Below are 11755 nucleotides of genomic sequence, written 5' to 3'. Positions count from 1 at the left end.
CTTGGGGCTTCTTTTACTTCTTGGTGGGCTGTTTAGGTTTCTTGGTTTGAAAGAGATCCCATACCAGATACGCGAGGAAGGTAACAAAAGCAATCGCAATGACGATGCTTGTTAGCGCCAGCGTTAGGACAGCAAAGGCAATACCTACGTAATACCCCGCCACCAAAATACCCACCGTCACCACCAAGAAGAAGATCCCTAATAGGATGTTCTTCATGCGTCACCTATTAGCCAAAGAGGCTTTGGCGCGGCTCAGGTTGTGCGTCGGGAATACCAGGAGAGACAGGTTCAGCCACTGGCTTTTCAGCTGACGGAGTTGGGGAAGCAAACAAGTTAGACGATGATTCTACCTTGGTAGGTTCTTCTGCCTGCGCGTCATTAGCAGCTTCTTCTGCTACCGGTTCTTCACTGCTTTCTTTTTCAAGGCTTTCAGCCATTTCTGCTTTCGTACGGCGGGTACGTTTTTTAGGTGCAGGTGTTTCTTCTGGCGGAAGCTGTTCGTTTAAAGGTTCGTCATCAATAGGCGGTTCTGGTTCTGGTTCTGGCTTCGATACCTGAGAGCCTTTGATATCTAGTACGTCAGCCGCTTGGCTACGACGAGCACTTACACCACCGGACTGCGTGCGTATAACGGCGACATTTGAGTGCTTTTCAGTGGGGTGGAAATGGGCATCTTCACCTAGATCTACGTCCACATTAATACCGGCGTTGCCTTTACGTACTGCAGTAAAGTCCATCACGATTTTGCGGTCACTCAGGCTAATGCCGCGTGATTCGATGTACATCTTAATACCGGCTTCAATTTCAGCCTGGTTCAGTGCTATTTGCATAGGAGGGTTCCTGGTTGTGAGGCAGCCGAGAGCAATGCGGAAAAGCGTTTAAATTCGGGCAAGCATACGCCTGCATGGATGGCGGCGACCGCGTCTGCCATGTGTTCGGCTTTTGATTCAATAATGATTTGTTTGCCTTTCTTGGTTTGAAAAGGCCACGCAGTGATTGGGTACCGGTAGTACGCCCATTCGATCATTTCGCGCTTACTGGCGTTTTTCTTTCCGGGTCCAGCAAGCTTTACGTCATTGGGGGTCACTTCAAAGAAGGGCGTACCACTGGCACGTAACATGGCGAGAATGCCAATACAGATGCCATAACCTTTCATGGCGGAGGCACTTTGGCTTCCTACAGGGACTTCAACAAAGATAGCGTCTGCTTGGTTAATTGCAGCAAGGACACCAGCACTTAGTTGTTCAGCGCCAATCAGATCTTTGCTGCTGGTGCGTACCGTTTTACCGGTAGGCTTTACTGGCTGCACAATGTCGAGGTGGTTTAGCGTAAGTTGATTAGCGGTAAGGCAGTATTTACCGAAGGCCATACCCCAGTTATTCATGGAGGGATCAAAGCCTACAACGTTAAGTAGCTTCATCAGTAACCTTCTTAACTACCCCTGGCCATGGAAGGTAAAGACGGGGTTTTGCTCGACCTACTGCGGCCACTTCGACAAGTACGCTCCCTTCACGAAACCGGTTCCCGTCGAACATTATTCGATGGCCTGGAAACTGGTTTTTAGCAATAAGCCAAGGAGCTTTCGTAGGAGACGACATATCCCCTTTAGGTATAAAGACGACACGCCCCGTCTTACGGGTCATATTCCCTTTGGCTTGGCTTTTCCACGTTACGGTGTCGCCAATCTTGAGGACAGTCATAATTAGCCCACGTAGGCCTGCCACAGTGCAACGGCATGGGCCTGATGTTCGGCGGCCTCCTGCCAAGCATGGTGCAACAGGAGTTGTTGAATGTGAGGGCACCCCATAAGGGCACCCTCGGACAAAATAGCCATTAACCGAACAGTGACTTAGGCGCTGCTGCCGCTGCACCGCCGTTAGGTTGGTTAGCAGCCGGTTGGCCACCACCAATCAAGGCAGCACGTTGTGGGGCACCTGCGGTAGCACCAGCTTTCTTATTAGTGCGGTCAATAACCTGACCAGCGAACTTACTTTCCCAGGTGGTAAAGAAGTGCGGCTCGGTTGCTTGGGCAGAGATTTCAGCAAAGGTCATTTTGTCGCGTAGACGGAACACTTTGTCGATGACGTTAATCTCGCGGGTCTCACCCGTTGGCACATAAGTACCGTTGTCAGCTTTGACGTTCTTATCCACGGTCTGTTTCTGGATAGCCAGGTAGGTTTCTTGGTTAATGAGTTCAACCAGTACATCTACCTGTGTCGGTACTTCTTTACCTGCTTCGGGCGAGTACACGTTAACGACTTTCTGTTCCGGTACCATTTCGCTGATTTGCTTACCAACGGTCAACAGGCACAGGCTGTTGGCGATGTTGAAGCCAGGCAGGAACTTCTTGTTACCTTGGGCATCTTCGTAGAAGTTCTTGTTACCCTTGGCATCGCCAGAGGTGATCCACAGCTGCTCGCGGCCTTCACGACCTTCGGCTGTTTTGTAGTGGATGTTAAGAGCCAACGCACCGCCTTTGGATTTGGTCAAGAAAGCCATGGTGATGTTGGAGTGGTAAATACCTGAATCCACAACACCGCCGCCACCAACGGAATCGGTTTCAGCTTGGATAGTGGAATCGTTAGTAGTTAAGCCAGCTAATAGAGACATGGTGTATTCCTTTAAGGGTAGTCATCAATGCCATTGGGTAAGGGGTTGGCATCGGTGTAGTGCAAGATTGAAATACTGCAATAATGAAATATTGCAGTAATAAGGGTTAAGCGACGGCTGTAGCAGGGGCCGCAGTCGTACCGTAGTATTCGTCCAGGCGATTCAGTACCAACTGCATATTGTTATCAATATACGTTTCGTTGGTATCCCAAAGACCGAGGGGGCCACGTAGGCGTTCATTAACGGTTTCTTTGGTAATCTTGGTTTGGAAGACATACTTAAAGCCGAGGGCTTCTTCTTCGGGGGTGATGGTCAGCAGCGGTGACTTGTAGGCTTCCAAGTCTTTAAGCTTCATCTTCTTCGCGGCAATAATGCACGAGAAGTATGATTCAACACCGTTGTTCTTCACGCTGCCTTTAATAGGCACAGCGGTTTCCATCAGCATTTCCGACTCGTTAAGGGTGTCCTTAACATGCGCCGTAAAGATTACTTTCTTGGAAGACCGTGCCACGTACGTCTGCATCATTTGCTTGAAGTACTGCGCAAAGTCGCCCCATGCTTTCATGGTATTCGTGCTATTAATCACGAAATGGGATTCGTACATATCCATGAGATACGTCATAGAATCAACGACGATGGTGTGGATCTCTGGCATGTTTTCAGCAGCGTCAAACGCCTCGAAAATCTGCATAGGATCGACAATGGTGAACTGCTTAAACGCAGCACGGAAAGGTAGGCGTTTGCCTGCCTCACAGTTGAGGTACATCACCCCTTCTGGGTTCTGTAGTCCCATCAAGCTGGCGCTTTTACCGGCAGCAGATTTGCCGCACAGTAGCACCAAGTGATCGTTAATTTGGGTCATGTGGAACTCCTTTAAAGGGACTGATCCAGCCCCTTTGTGACTTTTCAAAAGAGTGGCGGAGCCACGCTTACGGCTGCTTAGCCAATGCTTTACCTGCCGATACCATGATGGTGCTCATGATCTCAGTTTCATCTAGCTTGTCGGCCAGCTTGTCGTTGAGGTCAATGACGCGGGTACGGATAACGTCAAAACCAAAGCCAGCATCTACCAAGATCATGGCGTAACGCAGTAGCTGGTTATTACGGTTACCGTCACCGGTATTGTTAATGACCCATCGTTCGAGGTTATCCAGGGATTGTTGGTTATTAATCCGCTTACGATGTTCCTCGTTTTTGCTGGTTTTAGGAATGAACGGTAGTACGTCCAATAACTCACCATCGTTATAGACGTAGTGGCCGTTATGACTCATCCACTTACGCGCACGCTGACCGGTGGCGGTATCCACCTCGAAGGGCATCCACTCGTAAATATTCTTCATGAATTCCTTATAGTCCTTGGTGTCTAGCTCAAGGCGGTAATTCATGGGTAGAACGATACGGAAACGGTGCTCCTGATCGGTATGACGTTTGGTGGTGTACATCAAGTACTTGTAGTCCTTGAGCAGAAGCTGAGCGGTTGATAACTGCACGCCTCCATCCACATCCAACACGACAACCGAGAACCCTGGCTCAATATTGTCTTCCTGGCGGTGACCACCACGAAGGAAATGACTGACCCAGTGAAGGTTACTGGCTTGGGTTAGTTTATGAAGTTGCTCAAACGGGGCGAGTTCATTGATATAACCGGTAGCAATGTCCTTGCTGTAGGAAAGAGGGATCTGAGTAAGATCCGTCTTCTTGAGTGTTTCCCCACGTAAGAACTCAATACCGTCCTGGAAAGCCTTCTTGATAATGATGTTGTTCTTATACCCCCAGGCAATGGCCATGTTGAGCATATCATTACGCTGGTTCGCTGCTTTGGGGTAGAAGGGAAGTGCCACATCAAGATCTGCATGGGTAATGTCTTCCCCCATATCGGCAATGTGCTCAGCTAGCTTTTCATAATGCTTCTTCTGCGTGTTAATGCTTTTGAAACACTTACCAGACGCTTCGGCTAGCGCAATCGCCTGTTCCAGGTGAGCCAAGGTAATCTCAGGAGAGTCGTCAACAAAGGCGTAGGCACCGGCCAACTTGAGGGCTTTGAAATGACGGTTCTTCATTTCCTGTTGAAGGGTTACCTGGTGCTCCTTGAACTTATCGGCACGGTCTTCGCAGTACTGCTTATAGCGAATGTTGGCTAACAGGACTTCTTTAGGGGCAATGATCTCCTTATGGGCATTGATCAGGTCAGCACGGGCAGCAAAACGATCACTTAGCTCTTGTAAGTAATCCATGTTGTCCGTGTTATATCGACGCTGTAGCTCCTCCTCTGGCGTCATCTTGACCCGCTCTACCTTGCCCTCATAATGGGCAAAGAAGCAGCGACGGGCATAACCGGTTTCCATCATGGCTTGAAACTGTTCTTCCAGTTTGGAGCCAGTCTGTAGGAGAGACGATGGCGTACCGAACAACAACATATTGGCCGGCACACGACCACGGATTTCCTCAGAACGTGAATTGTCCTGGGTGTTCTTGGTCAAGGCGGATTTGAGCTTACCGTCATATAGTTCAATGAAGACGTTGAGTTCGTCCTGCTTACCAACAAGGTTGGTACCGATTTCATTGATCTGTAGGTTAAGGGCACCCAAGTTACTCATGAGCAGCTTGTGACGGAACTGACGTACTGCTGCCAGAGTGGCGCTGTCAAAGCTGAATACTGGAGAACCCAGGCATTCGTACTCTTTGGTAACGCGGGCGAGTTCTTCGTCTGGATCAACCCCCTTACGGATAGCGCGTTTATTGGCGAGCTTTGGTAAATGATCCTCGGCGGCAATAGGCAGTGTTTCAGTTAAGAAACGATCCACAAATTGATCCAGTACATCTTCTTCGATGATCTTCACCGAGAAGTCTTTACCAGTACCCGAAGGCGCCAAACCAATACCAAAGAAGTTGATCGGCAATGTTTCCTTCGGAGACATGCGGATCACAGCGCCCATGCTAGAGGCCATGAGGCTCATGTAGTAGGCGACCACGACACGGTAAAACTGGATGTTGTCCTGGCCGGTGACGTTACGGATTACATTGACCAGCTTTTCGCTGTCGGGGTGAAACGGCATATCTTCGTAGGCTTTCATGCAAACTCCTATAGCTTCAAATCGCCACTGGCGATCAGTTGGTCTTTCTGTGAGCAAATGGGGAAAGCAGGGCAGTACTTGCAGGCAACCACTTCACCTGGGGCTTCTTTAACGATGCCCACATGTTTGTCTTCAGCTAGCCGTGCAAAGGCGTCCTGCTTGTTATCGAAATTCTTGGTAGAGCGGGTCGTCTTGGCAGGGTTCTTGTAGTACTTCCACTGAGGAGCACGCCGCCATAGCTCTTTGTCGGTACACAAGGGAAGGTCTTGTTCTGGTGCCTTCCATAGCTGCTTGAGTTGACGGATACGGCCTGCCACGTAGGCTTCGGTTTCCTGGAGACTCATCAGCTTGAAGGTACGCTGCATCGTAGGACGGGCAGGGTATTTAGGGTCGGTTTTGGCGCGACCTGGCTGCCAGTCCCAGAAGATGAACTGAATAGCCATGGTGTCTTGGGTGATGATATCGGGACTTAGCCAACGGTAGATGGAGCCTTGAAGTACGTAGTCCTCATCCTTGTTGTTATTGATCCAGGTATTAACACTGGTGCTTTTAAAGTCCTCAATACGGCCTTCTGCCACAAAGTCGAACTTACCCGACACACGCACGCCTTCCACTTCCTTATAGCGGCGTTGTTCCATGTACACGGGGATCTTATCGGTCAAGTCGTCATTGGCTGCCGGATTAATTATTACCCGATCAATGACGCGGGCAGGGTAGCCCAAGGCTGTCATGGCTTCTTTGTAGTGGGCTGTCCAGGACTTCTCGATAGAGTCGTGAATTGCAGTACCCATACGGCTTTTAATTAGTGAAAGCACGTCAACAACAGCATGTTCTTGGGGTACGCGATCTGACAGGATGACCTGACGAACCGGCTTTAACAAAGTGGTAGCAGAGAGGGTATCGTCCTCTTTGCCGTCATAAGTATCTGTGGCCAAAAAAACAGATAAGGAAAGTGGTACACCTGCTTGGTTGGAGTAAGTACGCATAGGTGACTCAATGCCTGTAGTGAGTGTATGCCTTGCGGTGTTGCCATATTGCAGTATTGCAATACACCAAATAAGTAACTTGGATGTATCGGTATGACTGTTTAGCAACGTCCTTGGGGACACACAGGAGAATGGTTTTGCCTGACCCTACATCAAAAGCCGGTACGTAATACCGGCTAATGAACCAGGGCAGGACGTAGTTAAGCAGCCGTAGCAGCCGCATGTTTGCGTCCTTCGATGACTTCCATTCGAGCACCAAAATGACGTACTTTCTGGGCATTCCGCAGATGGGAATCATCTGGTTTGCCTTTACCGATACGCATTTGGCCATTACGCCAAAGTGCCTTGAACGCCTCGCCTTCCTGGAAGGACATCTGGAATAACTCAATCAAGTCTTCACATTCCACTAAACAAGGAGCTAATCGCTTAGGATCAGTGATTTCAGCTATCCAGTAGTCGTTATCCCCGCCAGAGGACGTAGCCTCTTGGGTTTCTACCAGACTGGCGGAGCCAGGGTGAGTAACCTTAATGGGAGATAAGTTTTCTTCGAAGATACCAAGAGACATAGCGTCACTTGGACGTAATTCACTGGTACGTATTGAAAGTGAATCTGCAACCGCATTATCTATTGCAATATTGCAATACTGTTGCTTAGCAGAATGAACAGCTGCTTTTTCACCCTCATCTGCTCCGTGATAAGGCGCACCCCCTGTTGGGAGATTGTAGCTAGGATCTTGCACTGTCGATTTACTCATAGAGGTGTATTTCCTATGCGGCACACGCGAGACATTCTGTGTTAATCACTACGCCACTCATGGAATAGCAGTAGTAGACCGATAGGATATTCGGATCGAGTAGAGCTTTGCTGAATAAATCTGCAATGCGCTGTTCGTCACCATCTTCGGAAACAAAGAAATTCAAGCTTTGGCCTTGGCACAGGTACTTTTGACGCTGAGAAGCACGCCGTAAAATAGTTTCCTGGTTTACTTCAAATGCCGTTTTCAGTACGTCTTTTTCAAGGTCGGTGAGCCAGTCTAAGTGTTGCACACTGCCTAAGTGCTGGTTCACGTCTTCAATGAGTTCTTTGGAGAACATTTCCCGCTCTTTAGCGATACGGTAGAAGACAGGGTTAACGCGACGAATGTTACCGGCAGCGCTGCCAATTTCGTAAACCATGGCAGGTTCAGGAAAGACGCTTTCTGATTGGTTCCCCATCAGGGTAGCGGTCGATTTTGTAGGGGCTAGGGCTGTACGGTGGGTATTACGCACCCCGTAACCTTTACACCATTCAGGCTCTCCCCAGGCACTGGCCATCCACTGGCTTGCTCGTAGGCTTTCGTCATGAAGGTGTTTAAAGACTTCATGGTTACGTAAGTCAGCTTGGAAGCTATCGAACGGGATCATCTCTTGCTGGAGCATTGAGGAGAAGCCCATTACCCCCAGGCCAATGGCACGGCCTTTTTCGGTAAAGCGGAGTGCTTTTGATAGTGCTGGGATGTATTTGGCTTGCTCAATAAAGTACGACACCAAGCAGTCCAACATAACGGTAGCCACAAACACCGCATCTGTGTTTTTCCACTCAGCCCATTTACCAAGATTCATCGAACCAAGGACACAGGTGTAAGTGTACTGTTCAGAGCTATGGAGCATGATTTCCGTACAGAGATTGGTGGCCTTAATATCTAAGCCAAGATCCTTGTACATGATGGGGCGATGACGGTTGGCTTCATCCACTTTAAAGATGTAACCACGGCCATTGACTAACTTTAAGTGGAGCATTTCATTGAAGCGTTTGAGGGCTTCTTTATCGCCTACTCTTAGCTTACAGATAAATGAATCGCGGACTGTCCAGCCAATGTTAAGCCCATCAGGCTCATGTTCTAACAGTGCTAATAATTCCCAGAAGTCGTCATGCTCGATATCCAAATAGGACGCAAACGATCCACGGCGATTTCCGCCCTGACTGACATTCGACGCCATACGAGCAAAGTCTTTGATGACCGGTACAGGACCAGACGCTTCACCACCAACACTGATTTTGGAACCACGGGGACGGATGAAACTAAAGTCACCAGAACACCCAAAACCCAACTTAGAGAGGATCGCGGATTCATGGAGATTCTGGTAGAAGCTATCTACTGAGTCTCCTATGAATTGACCGGAACAACTGACGGAGAAGCCACGGTTAGTACCAGTATTAGATAGCTTGGGTGACGCTGGTGAATACCAGCCGTTCCACATTATCTCGAAGAAGCGCTCTTCCCACTGCACAGCATCTTCCGTGTAGGAAGCAAGGGTACGTGCAATGGTGCGGTGCCGGTCTTTTAGTCCGTTTTCGCCAGGTACTTTGTACTTGGATTCAAACATCTGGAAGGCTTGCGTAGTGTACCAATCAGGGAAGGTGTCATTTGCCTGAGCTTCTTTACGTAACGTGGAGAGTTCTTCGTACGTCTTTACCATGATGGCACCGCCTCTGGATTAAATTGGAGATCCATTTTGTTCCAGGTACGGACGTACTGGACTTGGTTATTAGCAAAGAAGTCTGCGTACTTGTACGTGGATAACGCATCGTAAAACCAAGCAGAGACGGCACCTTCGGGTTCATTGAACAAGGGTTCGCAGTTGAGGTTCTTCAACACCTCATCAATGCGGTTACGTACGAACGCCATGATGTCGTCTTTGGTGATGGTTCGGATGGAACCAAAGCTAAAAATTTGATCAACAATCTTGGCTTCGTGCTCGTAGACAGCCAGTGCAATGTTGCGGCAGGTTTGAGCTAGGCGGGCTTTCTTTTCGTCGTCAATCAATCCTAGGTCTTGTTCCTCCACCATTAGCTGTCTGTACGTCCACGAACTGAACAGGAAGTGGCTATGTTCCTCTTTACAGCTGGCATCAATGCCCGCAGTAATATGGGGAATTAAACCAAAACCATTCATATTGAAAGACTTAAGAAAAGCAAAACTTGAATAGAGGACAACACCTTCCATGAAGCTAAATGCAGCAAGCACTTCATAGGGGTCTTTAGATGCCATGTGGGATTCGATGAAGTCCATTCGATCCACTAAGACAGGATCTTCTCGCCAGGAATTGTAGAACTCATCATTGGCAAGATTGAGGATTTCATTGATTAATGCATAGAACGGTGCGTGGCTGTTTAATTCAACAAAGCCACAGGCACTGGCAGCACGGCGCATGTCATGGCGGGGGAACTTACGGAAAAACCAGCCTGTCCAGAACTCCTCTCCAATTTCTAATTCGTATTGGGTAAAGAGTTTAAGGCAGTGGATTAGTCCTTTTCGCTCGCCCTCAATAAGACGCGAGCGTACGTCATCTTCATCTTTTTCGACGCCTAATTCTTCGGCAGACCAAAGAGTTTTAAACTGGCGTTGTGCGGTGACAATGGCCGCTGGATAGTCGGTGGTATACGCCGACTTAGGGGTCATAATTTGTGCTTTCAAGGGAGTGCTCCAAAAGACACAGACAAAAAAGGTCAGTGAGTTCACTGACCTAACTGCTGGTTAGCTAACCAGCGAGGAGTATCCTTCGCAAATTTAGTTAAGAGGTAAGGGCATCCCAACTAACGGGAAACAGGGGACGAATAATAGTGGCCACTGCGTCTGCAAGGTCACGAATCTCCTGCTGTGCGTGAGGGTCAGAACGCTTGTTGTAGAACTCGGCAAAGGCAAACAGCGAGCCTGTCCATACCCAGTTGACATGGACGCCTTGGGGAAGCACGAAACGGGCTTGCTCGGGAGCGATACTGTCTTTAATCATGTTCTCATAAAGAACAATGGCATCTTCACAGTGCTGCCGGTAAAAGCTTTGCCAGAGCGCATTGTCTGGGTGCGGCCCAGCCGATCCCTGTTTAATGTCACTTTCGGGCGCCATACGGAACTCGGGAATAAACAGTTCGGGGGTGGACTGAATATAACGACGAGATTCTTCGTTTTCGACGAAGCCGATTTTGTGCTTGAAGCATTGGGTACGAATCGGTACCGGTGCCTTCATGCGCAGCTTGATGGTCTGCTGACCGAAGGGCGTCCAGTGCGGCGGTAGCCGCTTGGCCCAAGCCAGAATCTTCTCAGCCTCTTCACACTCAATGTCATTGGCAGTGAGAAGGCTGATATTGGCGGCCCACTCCCCTGACCGGCAACCGCGAGCCAGGAAACCAATCAGGTTTTTATCTTGGTTTGATAGTTGGGGAATGTAGGCTACAGACGTGTTGGCAGACTGACAGCGGTGTTCAGGGGGTATCTGATACTCTTGCCAACTTTGTGCCTCAGTACAGGCAGCAAAGGAAATACGAGCATCGTTGACCACTTCTAGGTCGTTACCCATGTGGTTACGGTAAAGGGCGTGCATGATATAGGCTCCAAGTGTAGGGGAGGCAATAGCCCCTCTTTAAGATCACGACGGTATTTATTAACCGTGGTGAAGTGGATACCCCAGTAACTGGCTAACTTGCGGGAGCTATAGCGACCGTGAAGTGCTAACCAGAAGTAGGGATTCTGGGAACAGGAAACCGTGGCATTAGCACGTCCCTGATACATAACAGGCTGGGTACAAGCTTCATGTAGCTTGAGAGGGTGCCGCTTACGCAGCATCCGTATGTAGGCGGTGTTGGTGCTGACAGTACGGTGAGGGTAATCCCTCACAATGTCGTATAGGGTGACAGACTTCGTAGTAGGTGGCGGAGCCACACTTAAGAGTTTACTTACCTCAAGTTGCGTTTTTTCTAGTTTGCTTAAGCGCATTATGGCGTCCTATCACATAAGGATCAGTCGTTTTAAGATGAACCCAACATCGCGCAATCGCATTAACGTCGTTTTGAAGATTGGATTCGATTAGCACAGGACGACCGTTTGTAATAAATGCAGCTGTCCAGTTATCCATTGGAGTAACGAAGTACCCTATAGGGGGCATAGACTCCTCTATGTCAAAAGGACAGTTTGCACGGTAGTACTCAAGTAGTTCTGTCATTCGACGGAGTTGAACTTTAAGTTCTTTAATCTCATCTTCTGGGGATTTATAAGAAGCCATATTACTTCCGATTTATAAGTTAAGTAGAACGGGAGTGGATAGAAT

At 48.8% G+C, this 11755-nt stretch carries 12 protein-coding genes; all 12 read right to left on the bottom strand.

The genetic code is table 11. From position 1 onward, the window contains the following. Positions 1 to 13: 13 nt before the first annotated feature. The 12 genes from HVE01_RS15485 to HVE01_RS15430 all read right to left on the bottom strand — a co-directional run bounded on the left by HVE01_RS15485 (position 14) and on the right by HVE01_RS15430 (position 11710). Positions 14 to 217: a hypothetical protein gene (locus HVE01_RS15485; RefSeq protein WP_146945007.1), complete on the bottom strand. Its 204-nt coding sequence runs from the start codon at positions 215 to 217 to the stop codon at positions 14 to 16. Between the two features lie 10 nt (positions 218 to 227). Then, positions 228 to 830 (bottom strand): hypothetical protein, encoded by a 603-nt coding sequence (locus HVE01_RS15480; protein ID WP_146945006.1) that lies wholly within the window; start codon positions 828 to 830, stop codon positions 228 to 230. Next, the gene (locus HVE01_RS15475; RefSeq protein ID WP_186808858.1) at positions 821 to 1420 is read right to left on the bottom strand and encodes a RuvC family protein; all 600 of its coding nucleotides are present in this window, start codon (positions 1418 to 1420) and stop codon (positions 821 to 823) included. Before HVE01_RS15475 ends, HVE01_RS15480 begins: the two co-directional genes overlap by 10 nt. A 413-nt stretch (positions 1421 to 1833) precedes the next feature. Continuing rightward, on the bottom strand, positions 1834 to 2610 hold the full coding sequence (locus HVE01_RS15470; protein ID WP_146945005.1) for a hypothetical protein: 777 nt from the start codon (positions 2608 to 2610) through the stop codon (positions 1834 to 1836). Between the two features lie 106 nt (positions 2611 to 2716). Beyond that, entirely contained in the window at positions 2717 to 3472 is a 756-nt protein-coding gene (locus tag HVE01_RS15465; protein ID WP_146945004.1) for an AAA family ATPase, read from the bottom strand. A gap of 67 nt (positions 3473 to 3539) precedes the next feature. Further along, positions 3540 to 5684 (bottom strand): YfjI family protein, encoded by a 2145-nt coding sequence (locus HVE01_RS15460; protein WP_146945003.1) that lies wholly within the window; start codon positions 5682 to 5684, stop codon positions 3540 to 3542. 8 nt (positions 5685 to 5692) lie between these two features. Further along, positions 5693 to 6670 (bottom strand): PD-(D/E)XK nuclease family protein, encoded by a 978-nt coding sequence (locus tag HVE01_RS15455; RefSeq protein WP_146945002.1) that lies wholly within the window; start codon positions 6668 to 6670, stop codon positions 5693 to 5695. A gap of 200 nt (positions 6671 to 6870) precedes the next feature. Then, positions 6871 to 7425 (bottom strand): hypothetical protein, encoded by a 555-nt coding sequence (locus tag HVE01_RS15450; RefSeq protein WP_146945001.1) that lies wholly within the window; start codon positions 7423 to 7425, stop codon positions 6871 to 6873. Between the two features lie 13 nt (positions 7426 to 7438). Then, entirely contained in the window at positions 7439 to 9130 is a 1692-nt protein-coding gene (locus HVE01_RS15445) for a ribonucleotide reductase N-terminal alpha domain-containing protein (RefSeq protein WP_146945000.1), read from the bottom strand. Further along, a complete protein-coding gene (locus HVE01_RS15440; RefSeq protein ID WP_146944999.1) occupies positions 9124 to 10128 on the bottom strand; it encodes a ribonucleotide-diphosphate reductase subunit beta in 1005 nt (334 codons plus the stop codon). The genes HVE01_RS15445 and HVE01_RS15440 overlap by 7 nt, the downstream gene beginning before the upstream one ends. 97 nt (positions 10129 to 10225) lie before the next feature. Then, positions 10226 to 11032: an FAD-dependent thymidylate synthase gene (thyX, locus tag HVE01_RS15435; protein ID WP_198350422.1), complete on the bottom strand. Its 807-nt coding sequence runs from the start codon at positions 11030 to 11032 to the stop codon at positions 10226 to 10228. 357 nt (positions 11033 to 11389) lie between these two features. Next, the gene (locus HVE01_RS15430; protein WP_146944998.1) at positions 11390 to 11710 is read right to left on the bottom strand and encodes a hypothetical protein; all 321 of its coding nucleotides are present in this window, start codon (positions 11708 to 11710) and stop codon (positions 11390 to 11392) included. Positions 11711 to 11755 lie beyond the last annotated feature (45 nt).

This window comes from Vreelandella venusta (assembly GCF_007989605.1).
Classification (GTDB): domain Bacteria; phylum Pseudomonadota; class Gammaproteobacteria; order Pseudomonadales; family Halomonadaceae; genus Vreelandella; species Vreelandella venusta.
Note: the sequence above shows the minus strand (reverse complement) of the source record. Positions and strands in the feature narration are given on the sequence as shown.